The sequence below is a fragment of the Cellulophaga sp. L1A9 genome (genome assembly GCF_009797025.1).
Taxonomy (GTDB): Bacteria; Bacteroidota; Bacteroidia; order Flavobacteriales; family Flavobacteriaceae; genus Cellulophaga.
In genome coordinates, this window is record NZ_CP047027.1 from 4,323,612 (window position 1) to 4,345,737 (window position 22,126).

The 22,126-nt window shown below is 30.0% G+C and carries 19 protein-coding genes; 4 read left to right on the plus strand and 15 right to left on the minus strand.

Annotation, left to right across the window (positions count from 1 at the left end):
- Positions 1–7: 7 nt before the first annotated feature.
- From GQR94_RS19010 to GQR94_RS19080, 15 genes are all read right to left on the minus strand, one after another.
- The gene (locus GQR94_RS19010; protein ID WP_158978229.1) at positions 8–1,060 is read right to left on the minus strand and encodes a hypothetical protein; all 1,053 of its coding nucleotides are present in this window, start codon (positions 1,058–1,060) and stop codon (positions 8–10) included.
- Between the two features lie 143 nt (positions 1,061–1,203).
- Positions 1,204–2,211: a YgcG family protein gene (locus tag GQR94_RS19015; RefSeq protein ID WP_158978231.1), complete on the minus strand. Its 1,008-nt coding sequence runs from the start codon at positions 2,209–2,211 to the stop codon at positions 1,204–1,206.
- A 166-nt stretch (positions 2,212–2,377) separates the two neighbouring features.
- A complete protein-coding gene (locus GQR94_RS19020) occupies positions 2,378–3,316 on the minus strand; it encodes a hypothetical protein (RefSeq protein ID WP_158978233.1) in 939 nt (312 codons plus the stop codon).
- 270 nt (positions 3,317–3,586) lie between these two features.
- Positions 3,587–4,111, minus strand: a complete 525-nt coding sequence (locus GQR94_RS19025; RefSeq protein WP_158978235.1) for a hypothetical protein — start codon at positions 4,109–4,111, stop codon at positions 3,587–3,589.
- Positions 4,112–4,119: 8 nt separating this feature from the next.
- Positions 4,120–4,821 carry a hypothetical protein gene (locus GQR94_RS19030; RefSeq protein WP_158978237.1) on the minus strand — a complete coding sequence of 234 codons (702 nt, stop codon included), beginning with the start codon at positions 4,819–4,821 and terminating at the stop codon, positions 4,120–4,122.
- 238 nt (positions 4,822–5,059) lie between these two features.
- On the minus strand, positions 5,060–5,860 hold the full coding sequence (locus GQR94_RS19035; RefSeq protein ID WP_158978239.1) for a hypothetical protein: 801 nt from the start codon (positions 5,858–5,860) through the stop codon (positions 5,060–5,062).
- Positions 5,861–5,980: 120 nt separating this feature from the next.
- Positions 5,981–7,027 carry a hypothetical protein gene (locus tag GQR94_RS19040; protein WP_158978241.1) on the minus strand — a complete coding sequence of 349 codons (1,047 nt, stop codon included), beginning with the start codon at positions 7,025–7,027 and terminating at the stop codon, positions 5,981–5,983.
- Between the two features lie 402 nt (positions 7,028–7,429).
- Positions 7,430–8,344, minus strand: coding sequence for a hypothetical protein (locus GQR94_RS19045; RefSeq protein ID WP_199271492.1), 915 nt, complete (start codon positions 8,342–8,344; stop codon positions 7,430–7,432).
- A 404-nt stretch (positions 8,345–8,748) separates the two neighbouring features.
- Entirely contained in the window at positions 8,749–9,666 is a 918-nt protein-coding gene (locus tag GQR94_RS19050) for a hypothetical protein (RefSeq protein ID WP_199271493.1), read from the minus strand.
- Between the two features lie 405 nt (positions 9,667–10,071).
- On the minus strand, positions 10,072–10,989 hold the full coding sequence (locus tag GQR94_RS19055; protein ID WP_233268470.1) for a hypothetical protein: 918 nt from the start codon (positions 10,987–10,989) through the stop codon (positions 10,072–10,074).
- 406 nt (positions 10,990–11,395) lie between these two features.
- Entirely contained in the window at positions 11,396–12,304 is a 909-nt protein-coding gene (locus tag GQR94_RS19060; protein WP_158978243.1) for a hypothetical protein, read from the minus strand.
- 349 nt (positions 12,305–12,653) lie between these two features.
- On the minus strand, positions 12,654–13,559 hold the full coding sequence (locus GQR94_RS19065) for a hypothetical protein (RefSeq protein WP_158978245.1): 906 nt from the start codon (positions 13,557–13,559) through the stop codon (positions 12,654–12,656).
- A 347-nt stretch (positions 13,560–13,906) separates the two neighbouring features.
- Positions 13,907–16,348, minus strand: coding sequence for a M48 family metalloprotease (locus GQR94_RS19070; protein ID WP_158978247.1), 2,442 nt, complete (start codon positions 16,346–16,348; stop codon positions 13,907–13,909).
- A gap of 4 nt (positions 16,349–16,352) precedes the next feature.
- A complete protein-coding gene (locus tag GQR94_RS19075; RefSeq protein ID WP_158978249.1) occupies positions 16,353–17,459 on the minus strand; it encodes a DUF3137 domain-containing protein in 1,107 nt (368 codons plus the stop codon).
- A 6-nt stretch (positions 17,460–17,465) separates the two neighbouring features.
- Positions 17,466–17,867 carry a LemA family protein gene (locus GQR94_RS19080; RefSeq protein ID WP_158978251.1) on the minus strand — a complete coding sequence of 134 codons (402 nt, stop codon included), beginning with the start codon at positions 17,865–17,867 and terminating at the stop codon, positions 17,466–17,468.
- A gap of 615 nt (positions 17,868–18,482) precedes the next feature.
- Between GQR94_RS19080 and GQR94_RS19085 the strand changes: the two genes are divergently transcribed.
- From GQR94_RS19085 to GQR94_RS19100, 4 genes are all read left to right on the plus strand, one after another.
- On the plus strand, positions 18,483–19,082 hold the full coding sequence (locus GQR94_RS19085) for a hypothetical protein (protein WP_158978253.1): 600 nt from the start codon (positions 18,483–18,485) through the stop codon (positions 19,080–19,082).
- Between the two features lie 94 nt (positions 19,083–19,176).
- Positions 19,177–20,823: a DUF4280 domain-containing protein gene (locus GQR94_RS22985; RefSeq protein WP_158978255.1), complete on the plus strand. Its 1,647-nt coding sequence runs from the start codon at positions 19,177–19,179 to the stop codon at positions 20,821–20,823.
- Positions 20,824–20,828: 5 nt separating this feature from the next.
- A complete protein-coding gene (locus tag GQR94_RS19095; protein ID WP_158978257.1) occupies positions 20,829–21,239 on the plus strand; it encodes a carboxypeptidase-like regulatory domain-containing protein in 411 nt (136 codons plus the stop codon).
- 20 nt (positions 21,240–21,259) lie between these two features.
- Positions 21,260–22,090: a hypothetical protein gene (locus tag GQR94_RS19100; RefSeq protein ID WP_158978259.1), complete on the plus strand. Its 831-nt coding sequence runs from the start codon at positions 21,260–21,262 to the stop codon at positions 22,088–22,090.
- The last annotated feature ends 36 nt before the right edge of the window (positions 22,091–22,126 follow it).

Consider the following 22,126-nt stretch of genomic DNA (forward strand, 5'->3'; position numbering starts at 1 on the left):
TTAATTCTTATAAACCTTTATATTTTAAATCTTCTAAGTTACTTAATAATTGAAAATAAAAGTGGGCTTCCTTTAAATTATCAAGGCCGGATAAACACAGTAGGTAAGGGGCACCATTAATTTCATAAATAAACACCAAATAAAATCTATAATCGCTTTCGTTAATAATAAACCCTTGGCCGGTTTTATGCACTATTTCTATTTCATGGAAGATGCTTAAATCTCTTAACGATTGTTTCAAAGTTTTATGAATTGTATCTTCTTTTAAATTGATTTTTGTGTTTACAGTAACAGCATTTAACTCCTTAAACACTTTTTTTACGGTACTATCGCGAACAATTAATGCGTTAAGGCTATAGTCTTTAAGTTCAAAAGCAAACTTAATATCTTCAGAAAATTCCATACTAAGTTCTGGTATGAAATCTCTTATAGTTGCAAAAAGTTTTCTTTGATGGCGAGAGATTAAATTTTCAAAATTAGTCCAATCAATTTCTTCGGGCGTATTTTCCGTATTGTGGAAGTTTTTTGCCAAACGTAATTTAGCCAAAGAGTTGGAAAATAAATCTTGCTCTGGTAGCTTCCTAAATGGATTTTCTTTCTGAACACTATGGAAAACTTCTAAGCGTTTTATAGCTTCTAAATAGGTGATATGTAATACGTGGTGTTCTCCTCTTTCACCATAAATGATACTGTTTTCATCTAAATAAAAAATAGTGCTGTCATCCAAATTATGAATAATATCTTGGGCTATTAATTTTATATCATAAGACTGTGATTTTTCCCAGGGAATGTAATAGAAGAAATCCATATCTAAAAAAGTCAGGGTATGGGGAACATACATATCTTTGACTTCTATTCTCGAAAATCCTGGTAGCCTACCGTCAATAGTAATGGAGCCAAATGTCATTCTGTCCAGGCTGCCTTCTAAACTTTCCCTAAATCCATATCGAATGGAGCTAAGTGCTTCAAAATTTTCTAATTTAATGACTTCGGTTACTGTTTTTCTATTTAAAAACTCAATAATTTTTGTACTATCATAAATTTCTTCAAATGATTGCATACTATCATACTCGTATAGATTTTCAGTTTCAATAGTCACAAAATGTGTATCCATTTTTAATAGGTCGGCACAACCAACGCTGAAGATAAAAAGGAATAAGATAATGAGCTTGTAGAGTAGTTTCATGCTTGTTTTATTTTTAGTTACCAACTACCACTTGCGCCACCGCCACCAGAGCGTCCGCCACCTCCTAAAAAACTTCTAGAGGAACTACTACTAAAACTTCCTGAACTTGAATAGCTACTAGAGTTGGAATTTGAAGAAGTATTATTTAGTTTCTGAGCGAAGTTTCCAAAATACTTTAGCTTAAATTCCTGATCGCTCGAGTAAATATTAAAGCGGTATGACTCCTTAAGACGATTTATTTTTAATATGGATAATACTATAGCAGGAAAAAAAAGGAAACCTAAAAACACATACAGCCAGTATACGTTATTTGTAAAATATTCCAATCTTTCGTAATCAAAATCAACAGTTATTACAGCAATGGTTACTAAGGGGATGCAAATAAAACCCAAATTGAAAATTAGCGGGAATAGAATTCGCATTATTACAATTAAAAAATCTTTAGGATTTAATTTACCTATAAAAAGACCTCTGAAAGCCTCACTAATAATTTGATAAATGATTTTAAAAACCATACAAGCAATAACCACAATAATCATTAAAATAATACTTATTAAAATTTTAAAAATAGGAGGTAAGTTTGATTCCTGTTCATTCTTGAGAACTTGTTCTTTAGCTTTTTCCTGATTTATAAGAACAGTAATAATTGTATTAATAGCATTATCAATACCATCAAAATAATCTTCATTTTTGAATTCAGGGATTATTTGTTCTCTAATTATTCGTGAAGTTAAAGCATCTGTTAGATACTCTTCTAAACCATAACCAACTTCAATACGTACTTTTTTATCTTCTTTAGATATCAATATTAGAATACCATTATCCTTAGCTTCCTGTCCTACTTTATTAGTTTCAAAAGTTTTATACGCATAATATTCAATAGGTTCTTTTTCTAATTTTTTAATGGTAAGAACTACTATTTGGTTGGTAGTTTCTTCTTTAAAATTTGAAAGTTTAGTAGTAAGCTCAAGTATTTCTTCCTTGGTAAATACGCCTGCATCATCAGTCACATAATTATCAAGCAAAGGATAATCATTTTGTGCCTGACAAAAGATGGCAAAAAAAAGTAGGAGTGTGGTTAGTAGGTTTTTGATGGTTTTACAGGTTTATCAACAGTTATTTAAATATCTTAGCCTAACAAAAAAAGCTACTTGAAAAAAATCAGGAATCTTTTTGATAAAAATTAAAAAATTACTTTCTTATAATTTCAAAAGAATCACTACCTATAGGTTTATAAAGTAAAAAACTATAATACCAATAATCAGTTTCTGTTTCCGCGATCAGTCCTCTATTTTTAAATTGATTTATTCGTTCTAATTTAACTAATTTTCCATTACCATATATTTTCATTGTATATTCTTCATCACTTAATGGCCACATATTACCTTTACAATCATTAAGTAATCCTTTTTTAACGGATTCTGACCAGTAAGTATTTACGTCTTCAGTATATAAACAAACTGCCATTTCTAAATATTTTTTCTTATTAATACTAATGTACTCGTCTATTTTTCCTTGATTTAAAAGGTCTCTGATTTTATTATATTCTTTAAAAACTGCTTTTTTTAGTTCATCTTTATCAACATCGTTAAAATTTTGTCCATTAGACCACCCTTCTAATTCATAAGGTAGTGAATCTACGTTGAGTTCAAAAGTTTGCTCCCAAAACGGTACCGGTTCTGGTGGAGCTACAATTAAAAGCTCATTATTTTGATAATCCAATTCGCCTTCGTAACCTAAAGGCTTTTCTTTGTTTTTTATATATTTCAAAAAATAAATATTCCATTTAGAATCGTTACTACTATAAATGTCACTTGGTTTTACTAGACCATCTTTAGAATCTGGTCGAGGTAAATAACGTACTCTTAATTTATGAGTGCCATTTGTTAAAAGATACTGATTTAATTCTATGGTAGAATTCATACCACTCTCATAAAAACGCTCCAACGGAATATCATCTAAATATATTTCATAAGGAGTTTTTGCATTTATTTGAATAGCATATGTAACTTGTTTTTCTTTTGGTATGACATTTACATTTTCTACTTGTGCTGTTCCTTGTACCTTTTTATGTTCTTGCGCACATACTACGTTAATTAAGCATATAAATAAGAGTATAGTGTTTTTCAATATCAATATTTTTTAAGTTACACTTAGTCGCTAAAAGGTTTTGTATGTTGATTTTGGATGTAGTAGTAATAAATAAAATAATTCAAACAATGTAAAAATAGTCTACTCCTGTTGGCAATATCTATTAAAACTAGATATAGTTGTAATGTGTAATTTTCATTATTTTTCGTGATAATAACATCTTTACAACACCTGATTTTTAAGTAGAATAACCTTGCCATTTGTTATGATACACCCATTTTATAGTATCTTGAGGCGAGCATATTGCTTTTAATTCCCGCCATAGGCTTCATTAATTTTACGATATCTTTTACTTTCAATACTTAATGTACAGCTAAAATTTTCTTCTTGAACATAGCTTGGAATATGGATAATGTACCAAAACAGTTTTTCATCTTTCCAAGTATAATTAATATCTCCATCTTCCTCTACAATAGTAGGTGCTCCAAACTGAATGATTAAACTATCTTGCAATGTATTAAAATTCTCCTTACCGTTAATTCGTAGGGTAACAAGTCCTAGATCATCATCAAAATAAGTGCTGCTAAAATTTTGAATTGGGATGTCTAAAATTGTTAGTTTAGGAATAGAATCTACAGGGTAAAAATAACTTGTGGATATAAATTCACCATAATCTGACTCCGAAGATGCCGTATCATTTAAATAGTATTGTATAGCCTCTGGATTTTTATCCGTGATAATTTCAGCGATGTCTAATCCTCTATCAATGTCTTGACAATTAACTAGGGATAATCCCAAAAGGGATATTGCAATTAAAAGAAAAATATGTTTCATAGGAATTATTAGTGTTTAATTGGGTTTGATATGGCTTCTAAATATCTTGATGTTCCCTCTTCGTTTTTCTTTTTAGCAAACTCTTCATAACTATAGTCTTTTCCATCAAGTTTTCTTTGATTCAAGTATTTTCTATAATAACTATAATTTGATTTGGCGTACTTATCGAATAATTGCTCGTCTGTAACATCTATAATATATAGTAAACCTTCTTCAATTGGAATATCATTGATTTCTCCTCCGTAATTGTGCTCAAATAAATAGATATTATTAGATGTTTTATCTTCCCACAAACTATAACTTGCAAAAGAAATACTTTCGTAATAGTCTGGTTCTCCAAATTTTTTCAACAAAGTTTCATGAAGCGATTTCGTTTTTACTGTTTCAAAACTTGTCATTTTTATTAATGACACTAGTTTATTTTCCTCTTTAATATAAAATAAGGCATAATTGCTTGTTTCATTAGGTCTATCGAATGAATTACTTGCCATACTTTCTTTATTGAAAATCAGTAAATTTGGATCGTAAGATCTATATATTGAATATCCTGTTTCCATGATAGAATTAAACTCATTGGACTCATATTTATCTGTTAAAAACAAATCACTCTTTGCAGGTAATTTTATATCTAGTAAATCCATTTTAGCTTGTGCATTACAAGAACTTACTAATAAGCTTATTAGAATTATTGAAATAGTTATTTTTTTCATTGATTATGGGTTATTTTCCTTAAGACAAAATTAAAGTATTTGTAAATTTTCAACAGTTAACGCTTTTCCTTTAGGTAAATAAAAAGATAAAGAAACAAAAGATACCCCTATTGGGTTATAAAATTTATCATTTTTAATGATTATTTAAAAGAACAAAATCTATCTGAATGGATAGCTTTTTTAGTTGTTTCTTGCGTTGTTGGGTACTCTTTATAAATGAGTACTACCGAGGGTATAGTTAATATATTTTAAGTTTACCATCTGACGACTTATAAAGCATCATTCCATAAGTTTTAATTTTATCTAAAGAATCAATAGAATATAAAGGGGAAGCATATTTTTCATGTTCTAATGAAATTATTTTATTATTTTGGTTTATGGATAAATGGTATTTATCTAAAGGTTGCATAAAACCTTTACTAGAAACAACTCTTGAAGATAATTTATTCAAATAGTTTTCTTTTTCGTTGGTATCATAATACATTGAGTTCATTTCTCTAGCATTTGATTTTTCATATTTTTTTAGATATTCCTTATAATCGCCTGAATCTATTATGTCGTGTATTTCATTATAAAAATCTAATACCTCAATAAGGAGGTTTTCTCTGAGATTGTCATTACTCAAATCCATTGCATCATTTAAATAGTTAGATTCATAATAGATATCAGGATCAAAATTAAATGTTGTAGACATTTTATTAGCGATTTTTTGAGTGATATCTTCCGAGAAATTAATTGTTTTTATTAATTCGACATCTTCTTTATGAACTATGTCTCCTACATATAGTTCTATTTTTATTTGATCAATTAATTCTGGAGATATGTTCTTATGATTAATACTCAAGGTAATCGAGTTATCCTCTTTAATTAAAAATGGGTTGATAATTATATAATTAGAAATTATTTCATGTCCTTTTCCTTTTTCTACTTTTATTCCGTTTATATTTATTTCAAAGGGAATGCCTAAGTCATAATATATATAATATATTTTTTTTTGGAGCTCATTAATTACTAAATTATTATTTTTGTCTACTGGCAATTTTTTATCTAGTAAATCCATTTTAGTTCGCGAATTACAAGAAGCTACTAATAAGCTTATTAGAATTATTGAAATAGTAATTTTTTTCATTAATTATGGGTTATTTATCTTAAGACAAAATTAAAGTATTTGTAAATTTTCAACAGTTAATGCTTCGCCTTTAGGAAGAAATAGATAAACTCCCGTAAATGTGGCTATTATTCTACCACTATCTTCTGTGTTTAAAAAATAAAGAGCCGCTTTACCTTTTAGTCTAGGATCTATTGATGCCGTTACAGGGTGCCGGAACGTGACAATCTTATTATTACCGAAAAATTGCATCTGATACCCCTCTAACGGTTGATATCTTTTATCTTCTAAAATTACATCTGCGTAATAATTATCCCAATATTCTTTAATTGTTTGTTTATCTCTATAATCAGAGGTGTCTTCTCTTAATGATTTCTTTAAATATTCAATTTGCACTAATTTATTGACATTTTTTTCTAAATATAATTGTTTGATTTGTGCATACTTTTTCAATACTACAGCTTCCAGCTCTTCTTTATCATATTTTGTTAAATCTTGTCCATTGCTCCAGCCTACAATTTCATAAGGAACGGTTGCTTCAAATGTAAAGGTGTATTCATAATAGGGTAAGCCACTACCTATAAATTCTTTCGTTCCTTTTTTAGTTAAACTTTCATGCTTCGCAATTAAAATCTCATCACCAATACGTGTTCCGGTTTTTACATCTTCATATTTTATAACCTCTATATTCATAGATGTATTTTTTAACAACATATGAACCGTTTCTCCTTTACCGTAGGTGTTTACCATTAAATCTTCTAACGGGTATAACCTGTACGTAATAGTTTGGGTGCCACTTTTTAAAATTGCAGCATTAATTAGAATGGGAGTTGCTAATTTTTGTAAATCGTAGTTTTTGTATATAAGATAACCATTTACTAAAATTTCAAAAACGCAACTATTTTGTAAAGGTCTAATAGCGTACATTGGGTTTTTGTCATAAATTTTAACCTTGCTGGCAATATAGTCTACTACGTTACTTGAATTAATATCTTCTATAGCTGTGGGTAGTGTAGTAGAATCTTTTGGTTGTTGGGCACATCCCATAAACGTAAAAAAACCTACTGTTAATAGTACTAATTTGTTTAATAATCTCATCCTTATCATTGAAAAACTAAATATACTGAAAATATATGCTCCACTATAGCTCGTCTACAAGTAATAGCTTTTTAATTCCCATAATTTGTAATAACCAGTATTGACAATACAAGGTGTTATATGATCTTTTGTAAAATTCTTAATTCTACCGTTTTACTATTAGTAGCTTATACTTATTAAACCTGAAATAGTGGTATGTCGTAGTTACTATATTATATCAGCATAACTCAATAGGTTTGTATGAAAATACAGTGATTAATGTATGTAGATAATTTAAAAACACAAAAGCTATCTAATTAAATAGATAGCCTTATTTTTTAGCTTTTTTTATCTTGTAATATACCTGCTGCATTAAAGGCTAACAGAGGGTCCAAAAATAATAAGAACTATTAAAATTTCTAGCTACCAAACATGCCATTCTCCTGTGTCTTTATTTTTAAATAGATATACAGGTTGCCAACCTATAGGTTCTCCAGTATCTTTATCTGCCCACCAGATTGCTGAGTCATTGTCAATAGTATTAAGTAAAGTAACTATTTTACCATTGCCATATAATTGAAGTTTATAATTTTCTAAAGGTTGTAATATTTCATTTGGAACTTCTGAAGCCTTTTTAGATATTTTTTTAATTCTTTCCTCGGAATAATAAACTTGTACATGAAAACGTTGAAGATTTTCAATAAAGAATTTTTCATCATGTATATTATTTTTAATTAGAGAATGTCTTAGCTCAAATAATTGACTTACTTCAGCAAGCAATTTATCTTTGTCCATTTTAGATAAATCTAATGCATACTTATCTAATATATCTAATTTATAAGGTACTTTTGCTTCAAAAACAGTATCCATTACAAATAAAGGTAAATCTTGATCAATGGCAGGCATTTCCCAATCCCAGAGTGTAATGCTACCACCATAATCATTTTCTTTATCAGTCATGTCCGGATACATCATTAAGCGTAATTGTAAATTTGCCTTCTTACTTAATACCTCTCCATTTAATGGTAATACTTTGACTGATAATGACTGTTCTCCGCTTTTCAAAATTATCAAATTAAGCGGCATTCTAACTGAATAACTTGAATAGGGATCAAAAAATCTAGCCGTATTTAAATCATTGGTTTTAATTTCATAATGACAGTTTTGATTATTTATTTGCAAGTAATAACCAGGTCTTGAGTCATCAATAAATTTATAGTTCCTTAATTCTTTAGCGATTTGACTATTATCTGTTTTAAGGTCTTTTGGTTGTTGTGCACATCCCAAAAGCGTAAAAAAACCTACAGTTAATAGTACTAATTTGTCTAATAATCTCATCCTTATCATTAAAAAAATAAATATACTGAAAATATATGCTCCACCTGAGCTCGTCTGCAAGTAATAGCTTTTTAATTTCTTTTAATTTTATGATACTAATACTGTTAATATTAGTGTTATATGATCTTTAGTAATGTTTTTGATTCTACCATTGTACTATTTAGCAGGTTATATTTAATAAACCAGAAATAGTGGTATGGAGTAGTTACTGTATTATATTAGCATAACTCAATAGGTTTGTATTAAAATACAGTGATTAAAGTATGTTGATAATTTAAAAACACAAAAGCTATCTAATTAAATAGATAGCTTTTGTGTTTTAGCTTTTTTTATCTTGTAATGTACCTACTGCATCAAAGGCTAACAGAGAGCCCAAAAATAATGAGAACTATTAAAATTTATCGTTACCACACATGCCATTCTCCTGTGTCTTTATTTTTAAATAAATAAAAGGGTTGCCACCTAAGAGGTTCTCCAGTTTCTTTATCTGCCCACCAAAGAGCAGAATCATAATCAATAGTATTTAGTAAAGTAACTATTTTACCATTTCCGTAAAGCTGAAGCTTGAAATTTTCTAACGGTTGTAATATTTTATTTGGTTCTTTAGAAATAGCTTTGGCAGCTAACTTATTTATTCTTTCTTCTGAATAATAAACTTGTACATGAAAACGCTGAATGCTTTCATTGATGAATTTTTCATCATGTACATTATTATAAAGTTGAGTATGTCTTTCTTTGAATAACTGTAATACTTCTTTCAATAATTTTTCTTCATCCATTTTAGATAAATCCTGTGCATACTTATCTAGAATATCTAATTTGTAGGGTACTTTTGCTTCAAAAACAGTATCGACTACAAATAAGGGCAGGTCTTCTTCAATAGCAGGCATTTCCCAATCCCATAGCGTAATACCACCCCCATAATCATTTTCTTTATCAGTCATGTCCGGATACATCATTAATCGCAATTGCAAGTCTGCCTGTTTACTCAAAACTTCTCCTTTAAGTGGTAAAACTTTTACAGATAATGACTGTTCTCCGCTTTTCAAAATCATTAAATTAAGAGGGACTCTTACAGAATAGCTTGAGTAAGGATCAAAAAATCTAGCCGTATTTAAATCATTCGTTTTAATTTCATAATGACAGTTTTGATTATTTATTTGCAAGTAATAACCAGGTCTTGAGTCATCAATAAATTTATAGTTCCTTAATTCTTTAGCGATTTGACTATTATCTGTTTTAAGGTCTTTTGGTTGTTGTGCACATCCCAAAAGCGTAAAAAAACCTACAGTTAATAGTACTAATTTGTCTAATAATCTCATCCTTATCATTGAAAAATTAAATATACTGAAAATATATTCTCCACTAGAGTTCGTTTGCAAGTAATATCTACCTTGTTTCTATTAAACTAAGAAACCAATATTGTTAATATTAGTGTTATATGATCTTTAGTAATGTTTTTGATTCTACCATTGTACTATTTAGTAGGTTATATTTAATAAACCAGAAATAGTGGTATGGAGTAGTTACTGTATTATATTAGCATAACTCAATAGGTTTGTATTAAAATACAGTGATTAAAATATGTTGATAATTTAAAAGAACAAAAGCTGTCTAATTAAATAGATAGCTTTTATGTTATAGTTTTTTTTAGCTTACTGTGGTATCAACAGTATCAAAGTACTAACAGAGAGCCCAAAAATAAAGAGAACTATTGGAATTTATAGTTACCACACATGCCATTCTCCTGTGTCTTTATTTTTAAATAAATAAAAGGGTTGCCACCTAAGAGGTTCTCCAGTTTCTTTATCTGCCCACCAAAGAGCAGAATCATAATCAATAGTATTTAGTAAAGTAACTATTTTACCATTTCCGTAAAGCTGAAGCTTGAAATTTTCTAACGGTTGTAATATTTTATTTGGTTCTTTAGAAATAGCTTTGGCAGCTAACTTATTTATTCTTTCTTCTGAATAATAAACTTGTACATGAAAACGCTGAATGCTTTCATTGATGAATTTTTCATCATGTACATTATTATAAAGTTGAGTATGTCTTTCTTTGAATAACTGTAATACTTCTTTCAATAATTTTTCTTCATCCATTTTAGATAAATCTAATGCATACTTATCTAGTATATCCAATTTATAAGGGACTTTTGCTTCAAAAACAGTATCCATTACAAATAGAGGTAAATCTTGTTCTATTGATGGCATTTCCCATTCCCATAGCGTAATGTTACCACCATAATCATTCTCTTTATCAGTCATGTCCGGATACATCATTAATCGCAATTGCAAGTCTGCCTGTTTACTCAAAACTTCTCCTTTAAGTGGTAAAACTTTTACAGATAATGACTGTTCTCCGCTTTTTAAAATCCTTATATTCAGAGGTTTGCGAATAGAGTAGCTTGAGTAAGGATCAAAAAATCTAGCCGTATTTAAATCATTTACTTTTATTTCATAATGACAGTTTTGATTATTTATTTGCAAGTAATAGCCAGGTCTTGAATCATCAAGAAATTTATAATTCCTTAATTCTTTAGCGATTAGACTATTATCTATTTTAGGGTCTTTTGGTTGTTGTGCACATCCCAAAAACGTAAAAATTCCCATTGTTAGTACTACTAATTTGTCTAATAATCTCATCCTTATCATTGAAAAATTAAATATACTGAAAATATATTCTCCACCTGAGCTCGTCTGCAAGTAATAGCTTTTTAATTTCTTTTAATTTTATGATACTAATACTGTTAATATTAGTGTTATATGATCTTTAGTAATGTTTTTGATTCTACCATTGTACTATTTAGCAGGTTATATTTAATAAACCAGAAATAGTGGTATGGAGTAGTTACTGTATTATATTAGCATAACTCAATAGGTTTGTATTAAAATACAGTGATTAAAGTATGTTGATAATTTAAAAGAACAAAAGCTATCTAATTAAATAGATAGCTTTTATGTTATAGTTTTTTTTAGCTTACTGTGGTATCAACAGTATCAAAGTACTAACGGAGGGCCCAAAAATAATAAGAACTATTGAAATTTATAGTTACCACACATGCCATTCTCCAGTATCTTTATTTTTAAACAAATAAAATGGTTGCCAACCAATAGGTTCCCCTGAATCTTTATCAGCCCACCAAATTGCTGAATCATGATCAATGTTATTAAGTAAAGTTACTATTTTATCATTTCCATAAAATTGGAGCTCAAAATTTTCTAATGGTTGTAATATTTCATTAGGTCTTTGAGAATAAGGTTTAGTGGCTAATTCATTTATCCTTTCCTGAGACATGTAAATTTGAATACCTGCTCTTTGATAAATATTTTTCCAATCATTTTGATCATTGTTCTTGTTTTTAAATTCTTTAATTCTTGTTTCAAATAAAGCAGTGACTTCACTTAATAAAATATCTTCATCCATTTTAGATAAATCTAATGCATACTTATCTAATATATCCAATTTATAAGGGACTTTTGCTTCAAAAACAGTATCCAATATAAATAAGGGTAGGTCTTCTTCTATAGCAGGCATTTCCCAATCCCATAGCGTGATACTACCACCATAATCATTTTCTTTATCTGTCATGTCAGGATACATCATTAATCGTAATTGTAAATTTGCCTTTTTACTTAATTTGTCACCTTCAAAAGGATATACTTTAAGAGAAAAAGATTGCTCTCCACTTTCTAAGATCATAATATTTAAGGGTACACGAACAGAATAACTTGAAATAGGATCAAAATATTTACTAACATTCAAATCATTAAGTCTAATATCATAATGACAATTTTGATTATTCACTTGTAAGTAATACCCAGGTCTTGAGTCATTTATAAACTTATAGCTTTTAAATTCTTTAGCGATTAAACTATTATCTGTTTTCATCTTTTTTCTTTGAGAACAGCTTGTTATCGTAAATAAAATGCCTATAATTATTGATGCTTTTAATTTCATTCCTTTTTTCTTTTCTGCACGAATTTATGCTTTCTAGTAATATATTAAAATATGTTTGGCTTGTAGATATATCTACCAAATTTACTGTAGCAAAAGACACAAAATATTCAACCGTCAAATTTTTGAATTTGTAGTTTTTACTTATTATTTAAAGAATAAAAGTTATCTGAAGGGATAGCTTTTGTAGGTGTTTCTTACGCTGTAGAGCACTTGTTATAAACGAGCGCTACCAGAGTGTAGTTAGAAGGTTTTTAATAAAACTTAATTTTATAGGTTAATAATATGGAAAATAACAACTAAAATAAGCCAGCAAAATTAAATGGTAGCTTATTCTATTTTTTCAACTGTATTACCACATATGCCAGGTACCTGTTTTTTTATTTTTAAAAATATAATAAGGTTGCCATGATCTGGCGCCCGTTTCTGGATTTATAAAAAATATTGCAGGCATTTTATTTTCACTATTGACTAAGGTTACTACTTTATTGTCATATAATAATTTTAAATTAAAATTTTCGAGAGGCTGAGCTTCTTTTCCTTTTGAAATAGAAATCATGCCATCTGCCAAATCTTCATCTTCTTCATTAGTCGCATATATTTGGATTGAACTCCTTTTGATATGAGAAATTAAATATGATTTACTTTCATTTTTATTAATGATATTTTCACGTTTTTTGATAAATTCAGTTAGCACTTCTTTTAGAAGATCCTCTCTATCCATTTTAGATAAATCTTCCGCGTAATCATCTAAAACATTAATTTCATAAGGGACGTCCGCTTTAAAAACCGTATCTAATTCAAAATAGGGTAATTTTAAGTTTTCTGATTTTGGCATTTCCCATTTCCATAAAATTGTACTACCTCCAAAATCGTTTTCTAAGTCCGTAATGTCCGGATAATATATTAAGGTTATATCTATGTTGGCTTTATTTGTTAAAGTGTCACCTTTGAATGGAAATACTTTAATTGATAACTTTTGATCTCCACTTGTTAAAATTTGCATATTTAAGGGTAATCGTACTGAATAGGAAGGAAATTCTAAAAAATAACTTCCACTAACTAATTCATTAGTTTGAATCTCATAATAACAATTCTGATTATTAACTTGAAGGTAATAACCAGGTCTGGAATCATTCAAATATTTGTAATTTTCATAATGTGAAGTTATTTCCATATCGACACTCTCATTTTTCTTTTGAGAACAACTTGTTATCGTAAATAAAATGCCTATAATTATTGATGCTTTTAATTTCATTCCTTTTTTCTTTTCTGCACGAATTTATGCTTTCTAGTAATATATTAAAATATGTTTGGCTTGTAGATATATCTACCAAATTTACTGTAGCAAAAGACACAAAATATTCAACCGTCAAATTTTTGAATTTGTAGTTTTTACTTATTATTTAAAACACTAAAGCTATCTGGATGAATAGCTTTTGTAGTTGTTTTTTTTTACGCTGTAGTACTCTTTACAAAGCAGCTCTAGCGGTGATATTGAACTATTCTTATCTAGGGTTACTAGAACGAAGAATACACCATAAAATATCAGTTCTTCCATTGTTATATCCTGAAAAACTTAAATATATGGTTCAGTTTTCAAAGCTATTTAAAATAACGTTCATGATCCATATAAAAACTGATCAAGGTTTTTATACGGATGGTTAATTCTTGATTTTTAAAACTACCATCGTCGTCTTTCTCACTAAGGTAAGCGACTAGGTTTTTTTGCTTGATCACTTCCTTTATATTTTCAAAATCTTTTCGTGATTTTAAAATCGCACATACCGCACTATCAAGGTTTTTTACAGCCAACAATCCCACCCTGTCCGCCGAAATTTCCATTAAACGGGAGCTCGCCAATAAAGTTCGTTCTTTTTCAGAGGTTTTATTAGGTATTTTTTCTGCAATTTTTTCACCATAGAATAGTGCATTCTGACCTTTATCTATTGCGTTATTCACTTGTTCCATACTATTGAACACCTTAGAAAATCTAGATATATCGGTGAATTTACCTGCAAGGGTACCTATTGATCCTACTATAGGTAGGGCAATTAATGCTATTTCGGCTAAGTTGGTGCCTTTTTTTCGAGCACCAACCCAAACGTCTTGTGAGGTTATACGGGTATGTTTAAACAATACATGCGCTAATTCTGTGGCAATTACAAAGCGTAATTCTTGTTCGTTAAGGTATTGCGCAGAAGATTCAGACAAAGTATCGATGCCGATAATCATATAATTAGGAGTGCTTTCTATACCAATAATACTCTCGCTATATTCGCCCCTTCCTAAATAACATTTGGGTACGGAGATGGAAAGTTGTTCGGACAGGGTCGTAATTATTTGGAGTACTTGGGGGTAATTATGGGTGTTTATAGTTTCTGAAAATTCAATAAGTTTTTCGTGGTCTGGCAAGTCTACAGAAGCTATCATTGAACTTAATTGTGATGTAAAGCCAGATGCTTTTCCAAAACTTGGCGGTACCACCAAATCATACAACGAAGTACTTATAGGCATGTTGGTCTGCGTGGTGTTTTCTTGAATATTGGTATTGAATATTGATTCGGAAAACAAACGGATTACTTGCTGTTCTATATATGAAACATTTTCCTCGTTGTTAACGACTTCCCTTCTTTTACTAAGAAATGGCTGCAGTTTTAGTAACATTGATTTTTCCTGATAACTAGAAAATCCAATTTTTTCCTTAGCTGTTATTATTCCCTCTATAAAAAGAATATGTTCCGCTTCCACATCCTCACCATTAACAATATCTATTTTGTTATCCGATAGAAGACTTAAAATGTCGGGGTTTAAACCATTTTCGATTACGGACTCGTAAAATGGAATCGAGCGCTCGTATTGCTGTGTACTTATTAGGAAATCTATATGCTGTTTTCGAAGTGATACTGTTTTTTCGAACTTCTTTTTTTTCGAAATGACCGATGCGAATACATCTTCTACCCAAAGGGTAATATGAATTGGATTTTCAATTTTTAATGTCCATAGAAACTCTAAAAATGAATATTGTATTTCATCGCTTATCTTCCAATCTTTAAATAACTGAAGTAATAGGAGTCCGGTAGAAGGCTCATTCTTGATACATTCAAGAAATGATTTCAGTTTTGCAACATCAAAAGTGACCTTTTTCTCCATTGGGAGAAAAGAGTCGACCAATACCTGCTTTAGTCTAGGTTTTAATGCTTCGGTTTCGTTTGCAGCTTTTAGATACCCTTTTTCTATAAGCGAAATAGCTTCTGTTTTTTTTGGATTTTTTAAAAATAGAAGGTCATTAAATTTTTCTATTCGATTAGCATCTACCTGTTTCAATATTTCCTGTAAATCCTCAAACAAACTGTCATTAAACAACTCCGTTTGGCATTCAAATTTTTCCGCTACGATAGTATCTCTGCCAACTTTGGCAATATGAGTCAACTTTTGGTTGCTAATGTCTTCAAATATATCCTTCTCATTACTTATAAAAACACAAGTACGTTTAGATGTGATCAGTAGGTAGGTGTCACTTTTTTTTGGGATCTCAAAATCTTCACTTTTACAATTTTGAATTTCCAAACAAGCAAGAACAGATTCTTTACTTTGTAAAAATTGGAGGATACTGTTTTTTTGCAATACGCTTAATTTACATAGAAACGGGCTTTGGATCAATGCATCGGTTAAATGAAAACCTTCCTTAAAACTGTAATTCACATAGGAATAGATAGCTTCTTTTATGGGATTTTTATAGGCCTTTAAGGCTATAGGTTCCTCTTTCATTTCATCTTGATCCGAATCGTATGTTTTATGTTTTGCATTAACGATCAATTTATTCCCCTTGCGTTCTAAATGTATGTTATCGGAGGTAAAAACCCCTTTTTTTTCGCTTATATCGGTTTCTATTCGCAAAACATCATCGAGGTAGCGAATACTGTAGGTGTTGCTTTTTTCTTCTTCTAAAATAGGCAAAAGGAAATTCTTTAAGGCCAGAAGATCAAAGTTTGAAGGTAGTGATAGAATGATAGGTATAATAGAGGTTATCTTTTTTGAGAACATAAAATTAAATTTTTGACCAGATGCGGGTTTCTAGGTTAAGGGTTTCAATTAGGTACTTTACAGATTGTAATTCCCAAAGTATATCTTTTTTGGTATTAGCTTTTATGATATTATTCTTTACTTTATAAATTTCGAAAAAATTATGCTCAAGTGGTATGATCATGTATAATTTTCCATCCTTTAATTTTAAGGATATATCTGCTTTGAGTTCTTTGGTTATTTTTTCAATGGCTTCAATTATGGTTGGCGATAAAGCATAGTACCCTAATTTTTTGCTTGTAGCATATACTTCGTACTTTTTGTTTACAGAACCGTTTTCCGGGGTAATCTTTTCAAGGTGAGTATTTGGTGCTGTTATTTTCTCAAGAATACTTTTACGACGCGTTCTTAGTAAGATTTCACCTTTAAAATCTTTGTGAAAATCGGCGTATAAAAACAAGCCCCTAAAATTTTGTTTTGATTTGGATAAGGCATTACCCCCAATAGTATCTAATATGCCGAATAATACATCTGCGAAGGTCTCACTGATAATCATAAATAGGCCAAGGAGTATACTTATGAACCAACCTCTTTGGGAGAGCACCTCTATATAATGCGTAAGTTCGGCAAGTTCAAAATCTACGTTTTTGTAACGTCCTTTAAGTGCGTCTTCCCCTGAGAGCCTTCCTTCTTCTTGCCAAAAGTCTTTGCTGAAAAAATTAGCGGCTTTTAATTCTGCATTGTTGGTTTTGTATTTTTCCTGATAAGAAATAGTAGGGTAGACAGATTTCGTGAGTCTGGGAAGTATATCGGTCTTAAATTCTTCTTGTAATGCGGGATCGGGTTTGTATTTTCTTCTAGGAAAATGTCTTATAACCAATGCAATAAGAAATAGGTATACCCCGTATTTTAAAATTGTAATGGGAATAATGGAAATAGAGAATAAAAGCAATGTAATACCACTTAAAATAGAGGTTACTACGACTGTTAAAATTAACAGTAATGGTAAAATTGCTATTAATGATGTTATACAACCATACTGCTTAGGTTTAAACGTATACGTCTTATTTTTTAATGATTTCTCTACCCGCTCAAAAAAATAACGGATACGTAGTTCTTCTTGTGACTCCATACTTTTTTAAAATAAGCTGCGTATATCTAAAATTTTTTTCTTCTCCCTAGCAACCTCTAGGTAATCATAGGCTTTTAACCCGAAAATACCTTTGATAATATTAATTAGAAAAACAGCGATAGACCTGTTATAATCAACAACAGAAACATTATAAGCCCGTTCAGTAGCAGAAATCTGTTCAGTGAGTTCAATTATGGTACGTTGTAATAGCACAATGGCTTTAATAGCCTTAAAATCTTGGTTATTTTTAAGTGCCATGGATACATATCCCAGCCACTGGCTCATTTGTTTTTCGGCAGCCATGATTTTAGAGGTGGGCACTGTTTCGTTATAGTCCGACCTAATTTTGGTAATTTCCGTTAGAAACTTTTTTTCATGAGACATATAGTTCTTTACAACAGTTGTCATATTCGGTAGCTATTCAAAATGTATTTTTTAATTGAACATCAATATTCTTTAAACTATAATCAAGGTTATTTTTGTTTTTTACAATTTTAGTATAGGTAAAAATCATGTGGTGATGATGCTTTAAATAAAATACAACGATAAAAGTCTGAATTTATTGATTTTTCTTTAAGAATAGTTCTTGTACAGAAACATTTTTTTGACAAATTGGATATACATCACTTTATAATTAAGATGTTGTTATTAAAAGCACAAAAAGCCATCTGAATAGATAGCTTTTGTAGTTTTTCTTACGCGGTTGGGCACTAGTTACAAATGAGCGCTATCGGCGTAATCAATAGCTCTTGACTTCTATTTTTATGTAAAAACGTACTCAATACTTCAGAAGATGTAAACAATCATAAAAAGTATTTTTATCAATAGTAGAGACAATTTACATCTAATCCTTTGCTTTAAATTTACAAAAGAGTATTACTAGTTTACTTAAGTTTTATCTCGTTTTTAGTACTTCTAGAATAACTACTCCTGAACCGCAAATTTGAACATAAAACTCAGTACTACTGCAGATTTTAAAGCCTATATTAATTTTAAATTTAAAACACTTTATATCCTTTACAATTGAAAATTAATCGAATTGGTCAGGCTCTTAAAATTCTTAATCATGATGATATAAGGGCTCGTTGGAACAAAGAAAAAATTAATTTAAGACAATGTTACTCAGGAAATCCATACGATAAAATGATTGACAGTATGGACAAAATATTAGATAATCCAAGTGAGACCGAACATATTTTATTAGAACATGATTGGTTTATAAAACTATTTTTTGCTCCAATATATGATTTTAATGGATCTTTAAAAGTAGATCAAGTTTTTTCTTTGCCATTAATACCTTATAAATTACCTGTAAAATATCAAATAAAACAATCGATTAAAAATCACCTTACTAGAGATGGTGTTATACAAATCACAAGGAAAGGAAATTGCATAGATACTCGTAGTGAAAATGATATCAAAAAAGGGAATATAATTTCAATTACGAAAGATGAAAAATTGACAGTGGGAACCATTAATTTAGAATATCTTCTTTATAAAAATTCTCCAATGGTAGATTCTATTGTAGGGGAGTGTAATTTGAATTTTGCCTCAAATGATTATAAAAAATTGAAAATAGAAATTTATAATTTAAAAGAAAAAATACCTAAGCCTCGAATTTAAAATGATTCAAAGGGGATGCCAATAATTAAAAAGCTTCTAAACATATTTATCTCTATTAACAATAGGTATTAGAACTTAGAATAATAAAATAGTTATGAGTACAGGTCATGTAGTAGTAGACGGTGCAATTTGTAAATGTCAGTTTGGGGATGTACCAGACGTGCTTGTTGTGCAGTCACAGCAAAAAGGGTACATCAATGATAATGCCTCTAAGAAACTAATTGCCAATACAATGGATTTAGGGAGCCCATTTAAGGCCAAAACGTTTGGACAGTGTAAATTACAGCCTATGGGAAGTAGCTTTAAACCCTGTATGCCTATGGTAACACAATGGCAAGAGTTTTATGATAAAGTAATATTATCTAATCAAGGGCAAATTTTAACCGAAAAAAGCAAGGCTACCTGTGCTATTGCTGGAGCTCCATGTATTGAGTTTACATGGCATGGACAAACTGCTGAGGGAGGAGCTGGAAATACAGAGGAAGAAGCAGATGAAGATATACAAAGCCAATTAAATCCGTTAGTAAACCCTAATGAAGAACCATTTTTGACACAAGAATTGGAAGGTGGCTCCTTCGATGATGCAGGAAAACCAATTGAAAAACGAAAGATAAATGTTCAGATAGAAACTATTAAGACAACTTTTGTTCCTTTAGGGATACCTGACTTTGATGGAAATGAGGAAAATGAATATTTAAAGTTTAAAATAAAAATATCAGAAAACCCTGCTGATAAGATGAAAATAGAAGTTTTTCAAGATGGAGAGTCTTATTACGCAGAAGATATATCAGAAAGTTCTATGTTAAGTCTTGGTGAACATGAATGGCAATGGGATGGATTTGGGGATTATGGCGATTACGATAGTAAATCGTTTGTAGACAATACTATTGCAATTGAAGTTACTGTTTGGTTAGATGGCCATGAGGAATCACATAGAATTACGCTTGAAAAGAAAAAGTCAATTAAAGAAGATTGGGTAGATATTTCAATTCAAAAAAATATAAAAGAGATTATAGTTAATTTAAGGGTTAATTTAAAAGATGGGGGTTCAAAGGGTTTGAGTAATGCTCATAAGATACCGATTTTGGTTAAAAATCATTTTAAAAAAACACCCTTAAGGGATCAAACTATAGGTTTTGAAACGCTAAAGGATTTAGCATTGGAAGGTATTGCAAAACACTGGAGTAGAAAGATTAGAATTAAGGGTTCTGAATTTGATTTTAAAGTAAGGGTAGTAAATACGGCAACCAAAACAATGGACGATATTAAATTAGTTTATAATACAAATTCAAGGCCATTAGGTTCGAGTAATCCTGGATCAATTTCTGATCTCAATTCCATGTTTGCGAATATTTTTGTACCTGAGGTTATTGTGATGAATTTTGGGTACATCAAACATAAAGGTGAAGATCCATTGGGGCTTGATGGCTGGCGATTTCTAGAAGGAACAAATACAAGTGATAATTTTAAGTATGTCGCAGCTCACGAGATTGGGCATTCTTTATTGAAAGCCTATGGAGGAAGTAGTCATTCTTATGCCCATAAAAAGAGTTCTACACTACTAACTCAAAATCCATTAAAAGAAGAAGAAGGAGGTTATTTATATCCTGAAGCTCCAGATGAAATAGACGTTATGAAATATTATAATGATGATCCATATTTTTATGATTTTAATAGGGTATTTGCTCAGCCCGAAGATATCTATGGTCTTATATGGCTCAATAAATTGAAAATAAAATAGTAAAAATGTCTTTAAAAATAATTTATACAGGTCTATTTATTTTGTGTCTTCTATCTTCATGCGGAATTACAAAACATATACAGCGCTATGCTATTGAAGGGTATGTTGTTGATTCTGGTAGCATTCCTATTAATAAGGTATTAGTTAAATTTTTGATGGATGAGAATCAAAAGGGTATTTTGCTTTTAAGTGAAAAAGATTCCACAAGGACTAATGCTGATGGGTATTATAGATTTAGAGAAATAAGTTCCACTGAAGTTGGTTTTATGGGGGGTGAAGCAAGTAAGAAATTACCAGTATCTTATAAATATATAATTTCAAAAAAAGGATTTATAAATGATACGGTTAATTTACGCTCTAAAAAATTAAACAGGAATATTCTAAAAATTGATACAATTTTCTTGAAATCAAAATAAAAGTAATTCAAACAAAAATTATGTCATCTGAAAGTAAATTTATCATAACATCAAAGCACACATTCAATCCAGAAAATTATTTGGTAACTGTGGAAGCTGGATCTAATTTAATTATTGAGATTAAAGACAAAGAGAAATATGATAAAAATATTTTAGATAATATTGAATGGATTGCTCAGATGATATCGAAAAAGCCCGAATTTAAAAGAGAACATCTACATGAAGCTCTTAAAGGATCCAAAATTTATTTTAATTTTCCCGAACCTTACGATGGTGGCGGTTTAGGTTGGTTTGAACCTGTTTTTCCAGGTGAAAACCCAACAAATGTTGCTCCTAATGGCTATTTTATTAACAGCAAAGGATTGCCAAGAGGTATAGCGAAGATTGAATGGAGAGAGTATCAAGAGGATGGTCTAGGTAAACTAATAGATTCTTCAGAAAAAAAGTTTGGTGAAGCAGTGCAATTACATGTATATACAAGAGGGTTATATGGGCATAACATTAAGATTAAGTTAAGGGATTACAATAACTATGAATATGATTTAAACTTTGAAGAGGCAGAAAAATCAGAGGTATTCTTTAAAGAGATTACTAGTGAAGTAAGACTTTTCAAAGATGTAAAGAATACTTCTGCTAAAATACAGAAAGCAATTATAAATATTCAAATAGAACCTAGGTGGGACTATGCTGGAAATTATTTAAAAATAGGAACTCTTGTGACTTCTGAACTTTCCAAACCTTTTGATTCAGTTTCAGGTGATCATGAAGTTTATCTCAGAGTTAGACAACCTGAACCAGGTGAAGAAATAAAGTCTAGCCGCTTTCTAAATCAGGTAACAAACCTACTGTAATTGAGAATATACCAACAGATCCCGCGGAATATCATC

Coding starts and splice junctions, on each gene's coding strand:
- GQR94_RS19010 (WP_158978229.1), bottom strand. CDS start 1,060: ATGCAATCATTTGAAGAAATTTATGATAGTACAAAAATTATTGAGTTT.
- GQR94_RS19025 (WP_158978235.1), bottom strand. CDS start 4,111: ATGAAACATATTTTTCTTTTAATTGCAATATCCCTTTTGGGATTATCC.
- GQR94_RS19030 (WP_158978237.1), bottom strand. CDS start 4,821: ATGAAAAAAATAACTATTTCAATAATTCTAATAAGCTTATTAGTAAGT.
- GQR94_RS19040 (WP_158978241.1), bottom strand. CDS start 7,027: ATGAGATTATTAAACAAATTAGTACTATTAACAGTAGGTTTTTTTACG.
- GQR94_RS19045 (WP_199271492.1), bottom strand. CDS start 8,344: ATGAGATTATTAGACAAATTAGTACTATTAACTGTAGGTTTTTTTACG.
- GQR94_RS19050 (WP_199271493.1), bottom strand. CDS start 9,666: ATGAGATTATTAGACAAATTAGTACTATTAACTGTAGGTTTTTTTACG.
- GQR94_RS19055 (WP_233268470.1), bottom strand. CDS start 10,989: ATGAGATTATTAGACAAATTAGTAGTACTAACAATGGGAATTTTTACG.
- GQR94_RS19060 (WP_158978243.1), bottom strand. CDS start 12,304: ATGAAATTAAAAGCATCAATAATTATAGGCATTTTATTTACGATAACA.
- GQR94_RS19065 (WP_158978245.1), bottom strand. CDS start 13,559: ATGAAATTAAAAGCATCAATAATTATAGGCATTTTATTTACGATAACA.
- GQR94_RS19070 (WP_158978247.1), bottom strand. CDS start 16,348: ATGTTCTCAAAAAAGATAACCTCTATTATACCTATCATTCTATCACTA.
- GQR94_RS19075 (WP_158978249.1), bottom strand. CDS start 17,459: ATGGAGTCACAAGAAGAACTACGTATCCGTTATTTTTTTGAGCGGGTA.
- GQR94_RS19080 (WP_158978251.1), bottom strand. CDS start 17,867: ATGACAACTGTTGTAAAGAACTATATGTCTCATGAAAAAAAGTTTCTA.
- GQR94_RS22985 (WP_158978255.1), top strand. CDS start 19,177: ATGAGTACAGGTCATGTAGTAGTAGACGGTGCAATTTGTAAATGTCAG.
- GQR94_RS19095 (WP_158978257.1), top strand. CDS start 20,829: ATGTCTTTAAAAATAATTTATACAGGTCTATTTATTTTGTGTCTTCTA.
- GQR94_RS19100 (WP_158978259.1), top strand. CDS start 21,260: ATGTCATCTGAAAGTAAATTTATCATAACATCAAAGCACACATTCAAT.